The 17,206-nt window shown below is 42.4% G+C and carries 16 protein-coding genes; 5 read left to right on the forward strand and 11 right to left on the reverse strand.

What is annotated here, in order from left to right; translation table 11 throughout:
* Positions 1 to 185: 185 nt before the first annotated feature.
* Positions 186 to 3,212, forward strand: a complete 3,027-nt coding sequence (sbcC, locus tag NLP_RS28180) for an exonuclease subunit SbcC (protein WP_104909201.1) — start codon at positions 186 to 188, stop codon at positions 3,210 to 3,212.
* On the opposite strand, the gene NLP_RS28185 is transcribed toward sbcC, so the two are convergent.
* Positions 3,209 to 4,630, reverse strand: coding sequence for a peptidoglycan-binding protein (locus NLP_RS28185; protein WP_234017100.1), 1,422 nt, complete (start codon positions 4,628 to 4,630; stop codon positions 3,209 to 3,211). The genes sbcC and NLP_RS28185 overlap by 4 nt on opposite strands.
* A gap of 268 nt (positions 4,631 to 4,898) precedes the next feature.
* On the opposite strand from NLP_RS28185, the gene NLP_RS28190 reads away from it, so the two are divergent.
* Positions 4,899 to 5,342 (forward strand): MHYT domain-containing protein, encoded by a 444-nt coding sequence (locus NLP_RS28190; RefSeq protein ID WP_104909202.1) that lies wholly within the window; start codon positions 4,899 to 4,901, stop codon positions 5,340 to 5,342.
* Positions 5,343 to 5,438: 96 nt separating this feature from the next.
* Positions 5,439 to 6,686 carry a sensor histidine kinase gene (locus NLP_RS28195; RefSeq protein WP_234017101.1) on the forward strand — a complete coding sequence of 416 codons (1,248 nt, stop codon included), beginning with the start codon at positions 5,439 to 5,441 and terminating at the stop codon, positions 6,684 to 6,686.
* A 76-nt stretch (positions 6,687 to 6,762) separates the two neighbouring features.
* Here NLP_RS28195 and NLP_RS28200 read toward each other — a convergent pair whose 3' ends face one another.
* Both NLP_RS28200 and NLP_RS28205 read right to left on the reverse strand, forming a co-directional pair.
* Positions 6,763 to 7,272: an SH3 domain-containing protein gene (locus tag NLP_RS28200; protein WP_104909204.1), complete on the reverse strand. Its 510-nt coding sequence runs from the start codon at positions 7,270 to 7,272 to the stop codon at positions 6,763 to 6,765.
* A 367-nt stretch (positions 7,273 to 7,639) separates the two neighbouring features.
* The gene (locus NLP_RS28205) at positions 7,640 to 9,151 is read right to left on the reverse strand and encodes an AAA family ATPase (protein WP_104909205.1); all 1,512 of its coding nucleotides are present in this window, start codon (positions 9,149 to 9,151) and stop codon (positions 7,640 to 7,642) included.
* Positions 9,152 to 9,461: 310 nt separating this feature from the next.
* On the opposite strand from NLP_RS28205, the gene NLP_RS28210 reads away from it, so the two are divergent.
* Complete coding sequence (locus NLP_RS28210) at positions 9,462 to 9,914, forward strand: hypothetical protein (RefSeq protein ID WP_234017102.1); 453 nt, start codon at positions 9,462 to 9,464, stop codon at positions 9,912 to 9,914.
* A 9-nt stretch (positions 9,915 to 9,923) separates the two neighbouring features.
* Complete coding sequence (locus NLP_RS28215) at positions 9,924 to 12,110, forward strand: NACHT domain-containing protein (protein WP_104909206.1); 2,187 nt, start codon at positions 9,924 to 9,926, stop codon at positions 12,108 to 12,110.
* A gap of 276 nt (positions 12,111 to 12,386) precedes the next feature.
* Here the strand turns inward: NLP_RS28215 and NLP_RS28220 are convergent, their stop codons facing one another.
* The 8 genes from NLP_RS28220 to NLP_RS28250 form a co-directional block, all read right to left on the reverse strand.
* The gene (locus NLP_RS28220) at positions 12,387 to 12,905 is read right to left on the reverse strand and encodes a YceD family protein (RefSeq protein WP_104909207.1); all 519 of its coding nucleotides are present in this window, start codon (positions 12,903 to 12,905) and stop codon (positions 12,387 to 12,389) included.
* Between the two features lie 157 nt (positions 12,906 to 13,062).
* Entirely contained in the window at positions 13,063 to 13,593 is a 531-nt protein-coding gene (locus tag NLP_RS28225; protein WP_199784712.1) for a Jag family protein, read from the reverse strand.
* Positions 13,590 to 14,741, reverse strand: a complete 1,152-nt coding sequence (yidC, locus tag NLP_RS28230) for a membrane protein insertase YidC (RefSeq protein WP_104909209.1) — start codon at positions 14,739 to 14,741, stop codon at positions 13,590 to 13,592. The genes NLP_RS28225 and yidC overlap by 4 nt, the downstream gene beginning before the upstream one ends.
* A 45-nt stretch (positions 14,742 to 14,786) precedes the next feature.
* On the reverse strand, positions 14,787 to 14,912 hold the full coding sequence (locus NLP_RS35690) for a hypothetical protein (RefSeq protein WP_267894897.1): 126 nt from the start codon (positions 14,910 to 14,912) through the stop codon (positions 14,787 to 14,789).
* Positions 14,913 to 14,960: 48 nt separating this feature from the next.
* Positions 14,961 to 15,353, reverse strand: coding sequence for a PH domain-containing protein (locus tag NLP_RS28235; protein WP_104909210.1), 393 nt, complete (start codon positions 15,351 to 15,353; stop codon positions 14,961 to 14,963).
* Positions 15,340 to 15,762, reverse strand: coding sequence for a ribonuclease P protein component (gene rnpA, locus NLP_RS28240; protein ID WP_104909211.1), 423 nt, complete (start codon positions 15,760 to 15,762; stop codon positions 15,340 to 15,342). Before rnpA ends, NLP_RS28235 begins: the two co-directional genes overlap by 14 nt.
* A gap of 26 nt (positions 15,763 to 15,788) precedes the next feature.
* Positions 15,789 to 15,923, reverse strand: a complete 135-nt coding sequence (gene rpmH, locus NLP_RS28245) for a 50S ribosomal protein L34 (RefSeq protein WP_099102484.1) — start codon at positions 15,921 to 15,923, stop codon at positions 15,789 to 15,791.
* A 112-nt stretch (positions 15,924 to 16,035) separates the two neighbouring features.
* Positions 16,036 to 16,548: a DUF2808 domain-containing protein gene (locus NLP_RS28250; protein ID WP_104910078.1), complete on the reverse strand. Its 513-nt coding sequence runs from the start codon at positions 16,546 to 16,548 to the stop codon at positions 16,036 to 16,038.
* Positions 16,549 to 17,206 lie beyond the last annotated feature (658 nt).

Here is a 17,206-nt window from a genome sequence, read left to right on the forward strand (position 1 = left end):
AGTTTTATTTTTCTCCAAAGACAGCAAAACTTTTTCATGCAACAAGAAAAATTTGCTGATTTTATTGTTAAATTTTGTAAAATTGATGTCTTCAAGACTAGAAACCTGATATCTAGATAGCTAAACTAACAAACAGTGCATCTGTACTGTTATTTATTAAAAGTAGATGTGGCGCTATAGCCTGAATGATCCCAGTACAACTTCTCCTCAAAAACTTCCTTAGTTACCGTTATGCAACTTTAGATTTTGGCGGTTTGCATACGGCTTGTATTTGTGGTTCCAATGGTGCGGGTAAATCTTCTCTTTTAGAAGCAATCACTTGGGCAATTTGGGGTGAAAGCCGTGCCACTGTTGAAGATGATGTCATCTATTCTGGTGCAAAAGAAGTTCGGGTTGATTTTACTTTCAAAAGTAACCAGCAAAAATATCGGGTGATTCGTACCCGAATTCGGGGAGGTACTAGCGTCCTCGAATTTCAAATAGAAATACCATCTGGGTTTCGCTCACTCACCGGCAAAGGGGTAAGAGCAACCCAGGATTTGATTTTAGAACACATCAAGCTCGATTACGATACATTTATTAATTCTGCCTACTTACGTCAAGGTCGTGCAGATGAATTCATGCTCAAGCGTCCCACAGAACGCAAAGAAATTTTAGCGGAGTTGTTGAAACTCAATCAGTATGATGATTTGGAAGAACGGGCAAAGGAATCTTCTCGTCAGTTCAAAGCCCAGACAGTAGAGTTAGAGCGTTCTTTGGAGTCGATAAAAATTCAGCTGCAACAACGCGAAATCACCCAAGCGCAAAGAGTGGAGTTAGAAGCCGAACTCAACCAATTGCAACAGGTGCAAGCTTTTGATAATATTCAATTACAAAGTTTGCAAGTTGTCCAGCACCAGCGCCAAAATTGGGAACAACAACTCAATTTTATAAAGCAGCAATACCAAAATCTTACCCAAGATTGCGATCGCCTCCAACAAGAACAATCAGCTATTGGCTCTCAGCTATCAGATTTAGAAAAAATATTACACCAAGAAGCTGAGATTAAAGCTGGATACGCCCAATATCAAAGTCTACAATCTCAAGAAGAAGCCTTTGCTGTCAAATTTGAAGAACACACCCGCGCTGGGCAAACTCGCCAACAAAAGCAACAACAGCTTACCAAACAAATTCACGAAATCGAACGGCAACTGCAACAAGCCCAAGCGCAGCTAGAAGCTTTGCAGCAACAAGAGCGAGACATTCAGCAAACTCTCACTAAGTCGGGTGAAGTAGAAGCCGCCTTATCACAACTAGCCGCAGCTCGTCACCATGTTGCTCGTTTAGATCAACTGCAAATGCAAGTTACTCCCTTGTTGCAACAACGAGCAACTTTACAAAGTCAACTCGATCGGACTCATGCTGGTTTAGTAGCGCGACTCGAACAACTGCAAAGTACTGAGAACCAATTGCAACGCCAGCACAGTCGCCAACCGCAACTGCAACAAGCGGTGATGGATGTGGCAATTCAGATTGAGGAACTGGAGAAAAAGCGAGTTTATCTGCAACGAGTCCAAGAAAAAGGGCAAGAAAGGCGGCATTTTATCGAACGTCTGCAAGCTCACCAACGGGATTATGAAAAATTGCTGGGAGAATTAGAGCAAAAATTGCAAATGCTGCAAAATCCTGAAGCACTTTGTCCATTATGTGAGCGTCCTTTAGACGAACATCACTGGAGTCGGGTAGTGGAAAAAACCCAAAGTGAGTTAGAGGATACTCAAGGGCAGTTTTGGGTAGTGCGGGAACAATTGGCTGTGTCTGATAAAGAAATTCAGACACTCAGGCAGGAATATCGCGATATATCCCAACAATTGGCGGGTTACGATGGTTTACGCGAACAACGGGGACAGTTAGCAGCACAGTTAGAAGCAACAACTGATGTGCAACAACAGTTACAACAAATTGCTGCTGAAAAACAGCATTTAGAGCGATCGCTCCAAGGTGGTGATTACGCTGCCGATAAACAAGTCGAGCTCCGGCAGCTAGACCAATACTTGCAACAAGTTAATTATAATGAACAAGACCACGCTCTCGCCCGGAGCGAAATTGAGCGGTGGCGATGGGCAGAAATTAAACAAGGGCAAATTAAAGATGCGACTAAGCGACAAGCGCAACTATTAGCCCGAAAACCAGAACTCCAGTCCCAAATTGCCCAATTACAAGCCAGAATACAGCAAGATCAGATTGATTCTGAATGTGCTAAACAAATCGCGGCTCTTGAGCGTCACATTACTGAAATTGGCTACAGTTCTGAGCAACACAACAATCTCCGCATGGCTGCAAAAAAAGCTCAATCTTGGCATTTGCGGTATCAACAACTGCTATCAGCCCAGCACCAGTATCCGCAACTCCAGACGAGGTTGCAAGAGTTAGAGGAGTCTAGAAGCGCCAGAGTAACGGAGCGCCAAAAACTCGGCGGACAAATTGAAAGTATTATTCAGCAACTACAAGCAACAGCTAACCCATCTGCCCAAATTCAAGCTTTAGAGCAGCAGTTAGCAATCCGCAGACGGCAACTCGATGAGCAAATAACTAAGTTGGGGCGTTTAGAACAGCTGGCGCATCAACTAGAAACGCTACAAATTCAGTATGAACAACAGCAGCAGCAATTACAATCTTGTAAGCAAGAATATCGTGTTTACCAGGAATTAGCGCAAGCATTTGGTAAAAATGGCATCCAAGCATTGATGATTGAGAATGTATTGCCGCAACTGGAAGCTGAGACAAATAAACTACTTTCGCGGTTGAGTGGGAATCAGTTTCATGTACAATTTATTACACAAAAAGCTGGTCGCAGTGCTAAATCAACCAAGAAAAATGCCAAGCTGATAGACACCTTAGATATTTTAATCGCCGATTCTAGAGGAACACGAGCTTACGAAACTTACTCAGGTGGGGAAGCCTTTAGAATTAACTTTGCCATCCGTTTGGCTTTGGCAAAACTATTAGCGCAACGGGCGGGGGCGGCGTTGCAATTGTTGATTGTGGATGAAGGTTTTGGTACACAAGATGCCGAAGGATGCGATCGCTTGATTGCCGCGATTAATGCGATCTCCTCCGATTTCGCCTGTATCCTCACTGTTACCCACATGCCCCACCTCAAAGAAGCTTTCCAAGCCAGGATTGAAGTGAATAAAACTCAAGAAGGTTCGCAGTTGAGCTTGTCAATTTAATTGTATTTTACCCGTGCATCAAGACCTAATGAGCGGAGCTTTTTCGTCAGCGTTTCTGCTTGGGCGCGATCGCTAAATGCTCCAGCATTCACATAATCCCCTAAATTGGATTGCTCCGCGACAGCATTGGGTATATATTGTTGTACTTTACTCAGAGTATCATTACTGGAAATGGGAATTATTACTCTGTAAGGATTATTAGCAACTAATGTATTGCCATTGGTAACAGGTACTACATAGTCATTGGCAGGAGGTAATGCATAGCGATTAGTGTCAGCTAATACATAATCATTATTTGGAGTATAATTGCCCCTAGTTGAACCATTCAACCCTAATGCTTCCCAAGTTTGCCAATCTACATTTCCAGTAGAATTAATTTGAGAAGATTGCTGGAATGCAATCACAGATTGTCTGGTGGAATCGTTGAAAAGTCCATCAGGATTGGTATTAGAGAAACCCAACTGCGCCAAACGCTCTTGAACTGATCTGACATTTTCTCCGCGATCGCCTACAGTTAGATAACTTCTACCTGGTTGTTGAATACCACCTGTGGAGACTCTACGCACTGAGTCCAAAACTTGGGCATTAGCAATGCCATCAACAGGTAGTCCGTTATTTCGCTGGAATGCAATTACAGCTTCTCTAGTCATTGAGCCAACATTCCCAGTGGCGTTAGTATTTAAATAACCTAGCTGCCGCAAACGCACTTGTAGTTCTCTTACTTGTTGAGTGGAAAGACTCGATCTTCCTGAAGTCGGAGAAGAACCCATTAATGCGTTCCAAGTTTGTCGATTCACAATCCCGTTAGCAGTTATGCGATAACTTCGCTGGAATGCAATTACAGCATCTTTAGTAATTCGTCCAAAATTCCCAGTCGGATTAGTATTAAAGTAGCCTAACTGCCGTAGACGCTGTTGTAATCTTGTGACGGCTGCACCAGTTTTGCCTTGAGAAAGAGTAGGATATTGACCAACTGGCGAGCGCGATGCGCCGCTGATATTTCTATTGGAACTTCTACCTTGACAGGCTCGTTGCAAGGCTCTTTGAGTACTAATACCCACAACTCCATCAGCAGATATTCTATTGGCTTGCTGGAACTTGATCGTAGCATTTTTAGTCAAGGCAGCAAACTTACCTGTAACCGGGCCGTTAAAATAGCCTAACTTTTTTAAACATCTCTGGGTACTGCTAACTTCAGGCCCATTACTTCCTATTTTCTGAAGTGCTAAAGCTTGCCCAGCAACACTCACAAGCCCCGTAATCAGAGCCACAGACAAAAAACGCATCGTTGCGCCGCTAGATAAATTTTTCCAATTCAAAAATTTGAAATTAGCTTCGGTAGGAACTACCTTGACGCTTTCGGATACCTCGTAGATTGAGGCAAGCTTGGTTAAATAGCTATCTACCCCTATTTTCACTTGCTTTTTTCAAGTTATGGCTATGCAAGATTGTACCACTTGCTCTGTATTATGTTTGTTTTTAGTATGATTATTTACAAGAAATTCCCCAAGCTAATGTGATACACAAGCTTCTGTAAGGGGAATAATAAGCAATGTAAAGCTTTCGAGGCTCGTTTTCTATTTGCCTGACAAAATTTTTGCTATACCCATTTGGGTTTCGAGCATGAGCAACGCAGACAAATAATGAGTCTAGTCTTGCATTGAATCGCGGATAATATTCAACCTAATGCTCCACGGTATCTACGATATTCGCTTAGTCTTATTTTCCGTTGCCATTGCCATGCTTACGGCTTATACCACACTTGATCTAGCTATAAGAGTAACAGACGCTAAATCGCAGCAAAAGTGGCCGTGGCTGCTAGGGGGAGCGATTGCAATGGGAATCGGTATTTGGGCAATGCATTTTATTGCTATGTTGGCGTTCAGTCTGCCGATTCCCATTGACTATGACTGGTTAACAGTTTTGATTTCGGTGCTACCTGCAATTTTCGCCTCTGGATTAGCCCTGTACCTAGTTAGCCAGCCAGAATTTGGTATTCTGCGGTTGTTGAGTGGTAGCCTCCTGATGGGCATAGGGATTAGTGCAATGCACTACATCGGTATGGCTGCGATTCGTTTACCAGTGAAAATGTCATATAACTTGAGTGGGGTTGCATTATCGATTGCGTAGGCGTAGCCCGTCGTAGACATCGCTATTTTTATCTCACTGGTTGCCCTCTCGCTGGGATTTAACCTCAGAGCTAATAGTACAGTAACAGGACACTTTTTGAGGATTGGCAGTGCAATTCTCATGGGTGCAGCCATTCCGTCAATGCACTACATAGGGATGATGGCTACCCATTTTTCAGTCATCGAATCGGTCGAGTTTTCAGCAGTTGATACTGCTGCAACTTATTGGATGGCTGCGATTATTGGCTTATTCACATTACTCCTTCTAGGATGGACGCTGCTCACATCTTTTTTCAACGAACAATTGAGTGTTCAACTAGTCAAAACAGCTGATCTTAAAGAAAACGAAGAACGTCTTAAACAAGCCTTACAAAACCAAGAAGCGCTGGCTACTCTAGCTGAGTCTCGGTCTGAAGAATTAGAGATAGCTATGTTGGCACTTCAGAAAGCTCAATTGCAATTTCTTCAAGCAGAAAAAATGTCGTCTTTGGGACAAATAGTAGCGGGAGTTGCTCATGAGATTAACAATCCTGCTAACTTCATTTACGGAAACCTTTTTCATACGGAAATTTATCTGCGGGAACTCTTAGAATTAATCAACACTTATCAGCAACATTATCCGGAACCAGAGCTTGCAGTTCAAGCGAAATTAAAGTCTATTGATTTCCCATTTTTGCTAGAAGATTTACCTAAACTACTCAACTCAATGCAAGCCGGAGCCGAACGTATTAAGCATATTGTGGAATCCTTGCGTAACTTCTCTCGTCTAGACGAGGCACAATTGAAAGCTGTGGACATCCACGAAGGGCTTAATTCGACACTGCTCATTCTTCAGAACCGTATTAGTTATCCGCCGAACAATCGACCCGAAATTCTTGTAATTAAAGAATATGGTAATTTACCCTTAGTAAATTGCTATCCCGGACAGTTAAACCAAGTATTTTTCAATATTCTTGCAAATGCTATTGATGTGTTAGAAAAAAAGCTGATTAGCTTAAAACCAAAGTCCAGTTTTACACCTTTCATTCGGATTAAAACAACCATTAATCAAGTCGGTTGGGTCAATATTCAAATTTTCGACAATGGAGCTGGCATTAGTGAAGACGTACAAAATAAAATCTATGATCCCTTCTTCACAACTAAACCAGTTGGACAAGGAACTGGATTAGGATTATCAATTAGCTATCAGATTGTCGTTCAAACACATGGTGGTAGGCTCAACTGTATTTCTGCCAAGGGGCAAGGAACTACTTTTCAAATTGAGCTTCCAATTGATACATTGATACATACTTCCTGTTTTCAAAGAAAGCAATCTCAAGTAGTTCCAGATGAAGCTATTGAGTAAACACATCTCATTTTTGGTCTTGCTCTCCTGTTTGTGAGAAATGTTGTGGTTTTACTATTTGCTCTGATTTTTTAGGCTATTGTTGATCAACTTTTTCAGTATTACCTGCTTTTACCCAACCTTCTTGTTCGCTACCTTCCAAACGGATCTTTTGCCAGGATTTGTCGTCACTTTCTTGCAAAATAATAATTTTTTGATTAAAACCAACTCCACCAATCTTTTCAGATTCTTGATTTGGTTGCGATCGCAAACTCAAGCCTTCAGCCCAACTAACACGTCCTCGGTAAGCTCCCGGTGGCAATGGTTTTGGTGATGGGGTAGCCTTTGGTGATTCTGTGGGAGTAGAGGTTGAGGTTGGAGATGATTCAGCCTGAGTCCCAGATGGAAGGGTAGATTTACCTTCTCCAGGCTTAGTTGCTTTTGGAGCTTGGGCTTTCACCGAGGGACTATCATTGGAAAAAACGGGTTTGGCAGGGGATATGCCGGTGCGATTCATGAAGTAGAGTGCAATTGCAACGCCGCCACCTACTAACACAGCGATCGCTAAGAAAAACCCCAGTATAAACTTTGTAAAACCAGACAACATAGTTAAAACCTAATTATCAAGAGTCAAGGGTGAAGGTGAGCCAGTCACGTGCGTATTTTCCCACGGCAGTCGCTCATGGGGGAATCCGCTTCTGTGCGAGAGGCTTTTGCCAAAGCGGAGCGTCTCATAGAGAAAGCGCTGCCTCCCTATTCAGGGGAGTGGTGTTGAACTGGCTCTCAAGGGTTACGAGTAGAGAAGCAAGAACCCATCAGTATCAATAGTCCATAATAATTCATCATTAACTATTGACTTTTGACTAACTGATTATTGTAGCTATGCTGAATAGACATCTGGTGAAATTAAATATGCGTAATTGAGAACCCTTATAGAGAAGTAGCAGTGCTACGTCTCTACATTTTTTTCGGGTTTACGTAGTGCGCCGAAGGCGTTCGCTTAAAGGACTGTGTTTCGATGCTAAACGCGCTCTCCCAGCAGCAGCCCATTCTTGGAGTTGCTGAATTTGCTCTACAGCAGTTCGCGCCAAGGGGATGATTTGACTGGCTGCTTCTAAAATATCGTCGGTAGCAAAGTCGCGGTTTTGGCTAAATCCAATATGCATCGCTTCAATTAAAGTTTGCTCAATCTCTGCCCCAGAAAAATCGGGCGTTTCATAAGCTAACCTTTCAATGTCATAACTTTTTAAGTTATGGGGGCGCAATCGGGATAAATGAACATCATAAATTGCTTTTCTCTCTTCTTGGGTGGGCAATCCCACAAAGAAAATTTCATCAAATCGCCCCTTACGGAGCATTTCCGGCGGTAAAGCTTGGATGTCGTTGGCGGTGGCGACGACAAACACGGGTGAGGTTTTTTCGGCTAGCCAGTTAATAAAAGTACCAAACACACGGCTGGCTGTTCCGGCATCACCTCTGCTACCAAGTCCGGCAAAGGCTTTATCTATTTCATCAATCCACAAAATACAGGGAGCGAGGGCTTCAGCTACTTGGATCATTTGGCGAGTGCGAGATTCTGATTCACCCACCAAACCACCAAATAACCTGCCCACATCCAAACGTAGCAAAGGTAAATGCCAGTGATGAGCGATCGCTTTTGCCGTTAACGATTTACCAGTTCCCTGAATACCCACCAACATTAAACCACGGGGGTGCGGTAATCCGTACTGTCGCGCCTTATCAGTAAATGAGCCTCCCCGGCGAATCAGCCAGTCTTTCAAGTTATCCAGTCCGCCAATATCAGAAATTTGCTCAGTGGCGGGGTAGAAGTCCAGGATTTGGGTTTGGCGGATAGTTTGGCGCTTTTCTTCCAAAACGAGATCCACGTCTTCTGGTTGCAATTCGCCGTGGGTAGCGATCGCTTTTGCCAAAACCCGGCGAATCCGTTCCATTGAAAGTCCTTGACAAGAGCGCACCAAATCATCTAAAACTTTTCCAGAAAGCGAGTTACCAGTACTTTGTAGTAAGCGATCTACCTCAGTTTTAATTTCTGGGGCGGCGGGTAAGGGAAACTCGACGACTGTCAGCACTTCCGTTAAATCGTCAGGAATGGCGATGCGTGGCGACAGTAGGACAATATTTTTTGGTTGTGACTTGAGAAGCCTCGACAGATTGCGGAGTTTGCGGGCGATCGCTACATCATCTAAAAAGCGATGATAATCTCGTAAAATCAATACCGCAGGTGCGGAAGCTGGTAATTTTTCGATGAATTCTAAAGCTTGCAACGGGTTACGTCGCCCAAACCCAACATCATTGGGGTTTCCCTGGTAGCCATCGACAAAATCCCAAGTATACACTGGGCGATTACCCTGATTGGTTGCTTCTTCCCGGATAGCTGCTTCTACCCGCTCCTCCTCGTATGTGGGAATATAAATCAAAGGATAGCGGGCGCGTAGCAGCAGTTTAAACTCTTCACGGAAGTTCATAGATAGCTGTGGTTATTTGTTCTTCTCTCATTGTTCTTTCTTTGTATTGTGTCTCACAACTAAAAACGAATATATCTCTCGTTAGCTAGCTCCACCAACGAATGAAACTTGGAGAAGTTTTGCTTACATAAAAGTTGAAGCAAAGCCGCGAAGCTTGCATTTGCAGGTGGAAACTGGGAACGAGTGAATTTACGCTGCCATCCGTAATGTAGTAATTAGCTCAGTATATACGTAATTTTTTTAATATTCGGGAAAGTTATCTGCTCTATTTGAAGTAAAGTTGAAATTATGTTTTTATCAAGCAAATAAAATGGCAGAAGATAACTCACAGCCCAAAAATCCTGGAGGAATGTCCCTCAATATTGACGGCGGTCAATTTTCAGGTGTTCAAGTTGGACAAGCTGCTGGCGACATGACCCAAAATCAGCAAAATACTCAGGGTGGGGCTGAGAAAGAATTGACCTTACCTGAGGTTGCGGAATTAATGGCACAAATTGAATCCATATTTCGTAATTCAGATTTACCAGAAGACCAAAAGAAACAAGCACTGAAACATCTGGATTATGCAAACGACGCAGTTAATGAAAAAGAACCAGACAAAGACACTGCGGCAACAAGTTTGCAAAAAGCTAGTAAAGTCCTCAAAGAAACGAACGAAACGTTTAATGCAGGGCAAGGGATTTGGCAAAAGTTAGAGCCAATTGCCAAACAATTAGCTCCTTGGTTAGGAGTTGCAGTTAAAAGTCTTTTATTTTTTACATAAAAAAAGGTTATGAATCAAGAACAGCCCCTTCAGAATTTGAATATCGATGGTGCTTTGATTCGGGAAGCTCAAATTGGACAGGCTGGACGAGACTTGCACCAAATTCAGTACCTAACTGTGAATGAAAGCTTTAGCCTAGCTAAACTAATAGGTCACAGGCAGGTAAAACCTCCTTCAGGGAAAGAGGAGTACCGTTTCCGAGAAGTTTTACTTAATAAAGTCAAACAGTATTGGATTAAAGGCGTACTAGAAAAATCTTTGTATACCAAAGGTCTAATTGATTTGGGACTGGAAGAACGATTAGACGCAGTAAAGCGCCCGTCTAGCATTGTTCAAGAAATTCCTAATAAGTCTGGGCAAACCTTACCTGAAGGTAAAAGTGTCTCTGATGTCTTCAATCAGATGGGAAAAGGACGAACCTTACTGATTTTAGGAGAACCCGGCGCGGGTAAAACGATCACTCTCCTGAAGTTGGCACAAGAATTAATTGCTCGTACCGAAAAAGATTTTAGCCAGCCTATTCCAGTAGTGCTGAACTTATCTTCTTGGGGAAATAAACAGCAAACAATTGCTGATTGGCTGATTGAGGAATTGAATAGTACATATCAAATTTCTAAGGCGCTTGGTAAAGTCTGGATTGAAGATCAACAAATATTACTGCTGTTAGATGGTTTAGATGAGGTGAAAATCGAGCGTCGAGAAACCTGCATTCGAGCCATCAACGAATTTATGCAAGAACATGGGTTGATCGAGATTGTGGTGACAAGCCGTATCCGAGATTATGAAGCTCTCTCTACTCGTTTACAATTGCAAGGTGCTATCTGCCTCCAATCTTTGACATTTCAGCAAGTTAACCAATATTTAGACAGGGCTGGTGAACAACTGGAAGCAGTAAAAACATTACTTCAAGAAGACACTACGTTGCAAGAGTTAGCCAAGTCTCCCCTGACTTTAAGTGTCATGACTCTGGCTTATAAAGGTAATAAACTTGAAGATTTACCCAATACAGGTTCTAAAGAGGAACGCCGAAAGCACCTGTTTGATACTTATATTGAACGGATGTTTGAGCGTCGTAAATATGAGCCAAGATACTCAGAAGTGCAAGCAATGCGCTGGTTAATTTGGCTAGCACAGCAGATGTTTCAGAAGTCTCAAACGATCTTTCTTCTTGAAAGAATACAGCCTACTTGGTTGTCAAATCGAGTGCAAAAAATACTTTATCAATTTGTAAATTGGCTGGTTGGAGTAATAATTTGTGGGTTGCTCGGCTGGCTAATACATCAATCACCTGGGGTGTTAATTGGTGTAATTACGGCTGGAATACCTTTAACTTGGAGTACGGTAGAAATAAAACCAGTTGAAACTTTGAAATGGTCTTGGCAAGAAGCCAAAAACTTTTTGAAAAATGGACTACCAGGTGGATTAGTTTTGGGGCTGATAATAGGACTGTTTTTTAAGCTAGTTAAAACTCCATTTGATCTCAAAACTGGGCTGCAATTAGTTGATACTCCATTTGATCTCAAAACTGGGCTGCAATTAGGTTTACTATACGGGCTAATTAATGGACTGATTTTAGGATTGTTAGGTGGACTGAGAGGCCCAGAGATAGTGATCAGAACAATTCCTAACCAAGGGATATGGAACTCAGCGAAGAATGCTCTGATAATGGGATTGTTCGGGGGATTACTTGGCGGATTATTTGGGAGATTAATTGGTGAACAAATCTTCGGAAAAACTGAATGGATGCAATTGTGTTTAGTGTTTGGACTTGTAGCTGGGCTTGTGTTTGGGGGTGGTCAAGCCTGGCTACAACACTTTACCTTACGCCTCTTTCTTTACACACAAAATTCCATACCTCGAAACTATGTCCGCTTTTTGGAATATGCGACTGAACACATCTTTTTGCAAAAAGTTGGAGGTAGTTACATTTTTATCCATCGAATGCTGCTGGAGCATTTTGCCCAAATGGAGTCAGTATTTATTCAACCAACTCCACAACCAATTCATCAGTCTACTAATAGGAATAATGCACTCACTGAATTTAATTCAACCAACAATTTTAATAGAGACACTCCATCTCAAACTCCAGTTGAAAATAATATGGTATGTAGCAGTTGTAGTTGCAAGAATCCGGTTACTTTCAACTTCTGTACCAAGTGTGGGAGACGATTAAATCAACCAATTAGCCGAGGCTAAACTAAGCATAGCCATAATGATAAATAAAAAACATTATTTGCCAGTTTGTGTTTATTATTACGGCTAACTGCTTTGAGTTGCTGGCTTTACTGTGTACCCTAGAGCTATAGCAAGCCTGAACCATTCGTAAAAAAACAAGATCCCCGACAACTATTACGAAGTCGGGGATCTGCTTATTGCAATTTTTACAAATCAAATACGATTGCTATATAATAATTGACTCCTTGGAATAAACGCGCTATCAGTAGCGCGTCAACCAAGTTGAAAGTAACCTGTCTATCCCGGAAGTCGCTTTTTCAATGCTTCCAGAGAAGCCCAACGGTGATCAACTGGAGTTTCAGAAGTATCAGAACTATCAACAGTACTACTTACAGGAATACCTGGACAATTGCGATCGCACAGTTGCCGTTGTGGTACTGTCAACCACATCTGCTCATACAGCCATTCGTTGGGATAAAAATAACCATCGGGCGGTAAACTTTCCAGTAAATCTTCCATAACCACTTCCCTTTCTAAGGGCAAGTCATTTGCCTGATTTGCAGTTTCGTCTAACCAGATGATTTCTTTCGTATCAAGCCCTAAACGTCGATTGTATTGCTGCAAACAGCGATTGCAGGTACAAGTAATAATTGTTTCTGCCTGACTAGACACTTGCAAGTAATTACCATGATGCTGTACGCGCACATGCCCGCGAACTGGTGTCAAAGTTTCCAGACCAGGCAGAAATTCATTAACCTGAACTTCCTCTGTCCGCTCCGGGGCTTGAGTTAGCTGCGGAATATAAATTGCGTCCATAGGATTCGTGAGACATCCTCACTAAAATTTATCTTAGATTACCAGTAACTATACTGATACTGAATCTTTATTTTATCCCTTAATAACAAGAGAAATTTTGATATATGGTTATGAGTTTTTAATTAACTCCAAACTCATAACTCCTAACTCCCAACTTTTAACTCCCAACTCCTTCCAACGAAGCTGGACAAACAACCAGATGACGATGTGGCTCTTTACCGCGACTGAAGGTTTCTAAATCTCCAAATTCCTTCAAGAAGGTATGAACTTGACGCCGTTCAGCAGAACTAAGAGATTTGATTTCCACTTCTCTACCAGAAAAGCGCACTTCATCGGCTGCTGCTTCTGCTAATGCGCGAATTTCGGCTTCTCTTTTGACCCTGTAGCCATTTAACTCAATGGTGTAAGAGGCTTGTTCCTCTGGGGGTTGACTGAGGTTTAGAACCGAATTTGCTAGATACTGAATCGCATCTAACACAGAACCATCAGCACCAATTAATACCTGGATTTGTTCTGATGTCAAATTGGTTTGGTCAATAGTCAACCAGTAGTTATCTGGTTCTTCTAGGGAATCACCGTCTTGAGATTGGGCAGTTTCTAAATGACCCTGAATCTCAACAGGTATTCCAGTGACTTCCAGCAGAGTTTTTAACCACTGCTGACCTCGCTGCATCGGAATGTCGCTCATGATCCCCCTGTCGCCTTTTTCTTAGGACTTTTTGGTTCAAACGGTAATGCTTTTTGTTCTGTGACTGCTGCTTGTTTCTCCTGGGTTTCTACAATTTTTTGCAGTTCCTCCGGTAGAGGTTCGCGGGATAGAAGATAAGTTTGTGCAGTCTGGAAAATATTACCAATCACCATATACATCAATACCCCAGCTGGTAGGGGGAAGAACAAGAACATCCCAGAAAAGATAACGGGGGTGATTTTGTTAACTGTATCCTGCTGCGGATTGCCTCCACTGGAATTTTGCCCGGAAAGCATTTGGCTAACATAAAGGCTGATTCCAAAGAAGACGATCATGGCGACGATATCCCAATGGATTGTGCCATCTGGATCTTGTGCGCCAACCCTGCCTAAAGCATCAATGAATAAAAACCCTTTTTCTGCTGCCAATCCAGGAATTGTACCTTGAATGGTGACATCTCCCGGTTGCAAGGCTTCTACATTGCCCTGAGCATCAATTTTTATCCTATCTTCACCCTTGGTAATTTTCCAATCAGGAATCAGCTTATTTTCTGGGTGTTCTGCTAAAAGCACCTGAAACGGCTTACCTGCAACAGTCTGATACTGTATCTTGGTTTGTTCTCCCACCGCTAATTTGTTTCCGCTGGGAATAATGGCAGCTACTTTAACGTGTTCCCCATCTGCAACATAAATGTTTTGAGGAGCAGTGGCAAAGGCTTGGGGTTGAATTTGTTCGATTTGTTCTGCGGGAAGAATTTGCAGGTTAACGCTGTAGTTCGCACTTGCAAAAGGCGAACCCCGCAAAGTGGCAAACAGCGCTAACAAAACTGGCATTTGCACTAGTAATGGAAAACAGCCTGCCAAAGGGTTGCCAAATTCTTTTTGGACATTAACCATTTCCTCCTGCTGCTTTTGCGGTTCATCCTTATAGCGCTCTTTGATTTCTGCCATCCGCTTTTGCATCAGAGGTTGTACAATTCGCATTTTCCGCATATTGCGAATTGAGCCAGCACTCAGGGGATAGAGCGCAAAGCGGACTATCAAGGTCAAAGCAACGATCGCTAATCCGTAGCTAGGCACAATACCATAGAAAAAGTCTATGATTGGCAGCATCACGTTGTTCGAGAGAAAGCCGATACCAAAATCCATTATTCTGAATTCAACCTGAGGTACTGTAAACTGAATCTAATTTATCTAAATCATGGTTTGTCTGCGACTATCTTTCGCTACGGATAGCCGCACATTATAAATCGGGCATTGGGCACTTGTACTGAGCGACTTGCCTTGAGCGAAGTCGAAAGGAGCCGAAGTATTGGGCATTGGTTCTTCGCCCTCATCTCCCCCTGCTTTCTTTGCTCCCTACTTCCATCACTTATTGGCAGTGCCGCTAAATTCGGGATTTTTTGCAGCAATTCTTTCGTTAATGTAGTCATAGACTTCGCGAAAATTGGGAATTGCACGCAATTCGAGACGACTGCCGTTCTTTAGAGTGATCGCCATATCTCCCCAAAAGCCAATGCCACGGGGGACTTTGACGATTTTGACAATTTCTGAGTAAATTACGTCAGTGCGATCGCGCCCCTGCCAACCTCCGATCACAGTAATTCGGCGATCGGTGATGCGGAAACGCAGCCACAATGCCCTGACAATTGCCCCGACTGTTAATGGTATCCCGACAATGGTTAGCCCAATCAGCAGGTTGACAATTAAATCCCCAATATGGGGACCACCTTCATAATAAACATCTTCACGAATTCCCATCGAACACCTCAGCTTGTGCCAACAACTGCTCTAATTCTTGCAGAAATTGTGGGCTTACGCACTTAGATTCTGCTGCTGTAGGTTTAACAATGAATACTAGCCGCCATCCTGGTGATAATTTTGGCAGCAAGTTGTATAAAGCAGCAGTAATTTGCCGTTTGATTCGGTTACGAACCACTGCCCTTTTGCTGACTTTTGTGCTAATCGAAATCCCAATCTGCGTACTGCCAAGATGTGCTGAGTCAGTTGCCTGTGTAGTCTGGGTGGCAGTGTCCAAAGGAGGTTTTGTTGAACATAAGGGCTTTAAGGCTCTCAATGTTAAATAACAGCCATGACGCCGAATTCCTTCTCGGAAAACTGCCTGGAAATCCTTTCGGGATTTTAGCCGATTTGCTTTAGGCAAAGCCACAGATGCTCTTTATCGCTTGATATGCCCTAAACGCTCAGACGGTGACGTCCTTTTTTTCTTCTGGCGCTAATCACGTTTCTGCCGTCTGGTGTCCGCATCCTGGCGCGAAAACCAGAAGTTCTTTTTCTCTTACGACTAGTGCCGCCCAGTGTTCTTTTCATACTGTTCTCCCTTTAGGTGATTTTTATAAAAACTCACAATCTCTAATTGTATCACTTTGTTAGAGAATTGGGAATTGGGGATTGGTTCTTTTCCTTGTCCGTTTCCCCACTCTTAAGTAATGCTCACAATCCATGTTCCCATGTAGCGCAGTAGTGGTACATCCCCAGGGGAGAGCACTTGACAGTTAAAATAGTAAACTCCGCCGAACGATGGGTTTTTCACGTTAGATAACACTACTTCAACTGCACTACCTGCTGGCACTGGCTCTTGAGGAAAAATATTAATCAGTTTACCTTCTTTGTCCCACTTCACCTCAGAAAGCGGAACTGCTTTGCCTTTGACTCGGACTTCAATTTTTTTCTGGTCAAAAGTTCCTTTGTAATAATCAGGGTAGGTAATGGCAAATTGACCAACTGCCAATTTCATTCTTTTGGCTGGAATCTTTAATATGTATCGATCCCAACCATTAGCTTGTCCACCAAAATCTAACCGGAAGGGTAGCTGATTTTCTTGTTTGACGCCGCTAAACAGCGTAAATCCAGGTAAGCTTTGCGCCAAAGTCAAGGCTGGTAATCCAGTAACCAAAAAGCTAGTCACGGCTAAAGCAGAAAGTAAACGTCGCATAATTTGGGCTTCCTCTACCAAAATATAAATCTGTTATCTCAAATACCTGTGTGTTAGTATTCTTTACTAAACTTTACTACTGGCTTCCTGACAATGGACGTTTAATTTCCAAAAAAAGTGCCATCCTACCTGAAGTTTAGGCAACAGTAAAACTACTTGGTAGCAAAACGAACGTATGCTGGACTGACTTCATTACCCTTATCTAGTCCTAATTTGATACTAAGTTGGTCCAAATTGAACTAGATAGAAACACAGCTGGGATTGGATTGTGTTTCTAAATATGTATAAGTGTATCTAAATTTGAGAATTTTGTTATAAAATTTGATCCATGTCATCAGCGATCGCCAGTTAACTTGGGCTAAATTGATTAAAATAAGTTGGAATCGTAGTTGTAATTATTAAAATTTGATTGGGAAATTATAAAGCTTTCAAAATTCGGTCAATATTACTCTATAAGAAAGGAATACCAAAATTTCTCAATCCCGAAAACAAGTTAAAGATAAAGATGCAAAATTTGGGAATCAATTTAGGATGTGCAATACGTAACCCTGTTTGCAACTATCTGAAAATATGACATCTGCGAGCGGCAAAGTCCGGCTTTGCCTGGACAGCTAAGAATGGGAGAGGAAAGTTTCAAGGTTCAATCTACAAGTAAAAG

The sequence above is a fragment of the Nostoc sp. 'Lobaria pulmonaria (5183) cyanobiont' genome, from assembly GCF_002949795.1.
Taxonomy (GTDB): domain Bacteria; phylum Cyanobacteriota; class Cyanobacteriia; order Cyanobacteriales; family Nostocaceae; genus Nostoc.

Excerpts from the sequence above, each read along its gene's own strand:
- NLP_RS28205 (WP_104909205.1), bottom strand. The coding sequence starts at position 9,151 with ATGAACTTCCGTGAAGAGTTTAAACTGCTGCTACGCGCCCGCTATCCT.
- NLP_RS28190 (WP_104909202.1), top strand. The coding sequence starts at position 4,899 with ATGCTCCACGGTATCTACGATATTCGCTTAGTCTTATTTTCCGTTGCC.
- NLP_RS28210 (WP_234017102.1), top strand. The coding sequence starts at position 9,462 with ATGGCAGAAGATAACTCACAGCCCAAAAATCCTGGAGGAATGTCCCTC.
- NLP_RS28225 (WP_199784712.1), bottom strand. The coding sequence starts at position 13,593 with ATGAGCGACATTCCGATGCAGCGAGGTCAGCAGTGGTTAAAAACTCTG.
- yidC (WP_104909209.1), bottom strand. The coding sequence starts at position 14,741 with ATGGATTTTGGTATCGGCTTTCTCTCGAACAACGTGATGCTGCCAATC.
- NLP_RS28220 (WP_104909207.1), bottom strand. The coding sequence starts at position 12,905 with ATGGACGCAATTTATATTCCGCAGCTAACTCAAGCCCCGGAGCGGACA.
- sbcC (WP_104909201.1), top strand. The coding sequence starts at position 186 with ATGATCCCAGTACAACTTCTCCTCAAAAACTTCCTTAGTTACCGTTAT.
- NLP_RS35690 (WP_267894897.1), bottom strand. The coding sequence starts at position 14,912 with ATGCCCAATACTTCGGCTCCTTTCGACTTCGCTCAAGGCAAGTCGCTC.
- rpmH (WP_099102484.1), bottom strand. The coding sequence starts at position 15,923 with ATGAAAAGAACACTGGGCGGCACTAGTCGTAAGAGAAAAAGAACTTCT.
- NLP_RS28250 (WP_104910078.1), bottom strand. The coding sequence starts at position 16,548 with ATGCGACGTTTACTTTCTGCTTTAGCCGTGACTAGCTTTTTGGTTACT.
- NLP_RS28235 (WP_104909210.1), bottom strand. The coding sequence starts at position 15,353 with ATGGGAATTCGTGAAGATGTTTATTATGAAGGTGGTCCCCATATTGGG.
- NLP_RS28215 (WP_104909206.1), top strand. The coding sequence starts at position 9,924 with ATGAATCAAGAACAGCCCCTTCAGAATTTGAATATCGATGGTGCTTTG.
- NLP_RS28200 (WP_104909204.1), bottom strand. The coding sequence starts at position 7,272 with ATGTTGTCTGGTTTTACAAAGTTTATACTGGGGTTTTTCTTAGCGATC.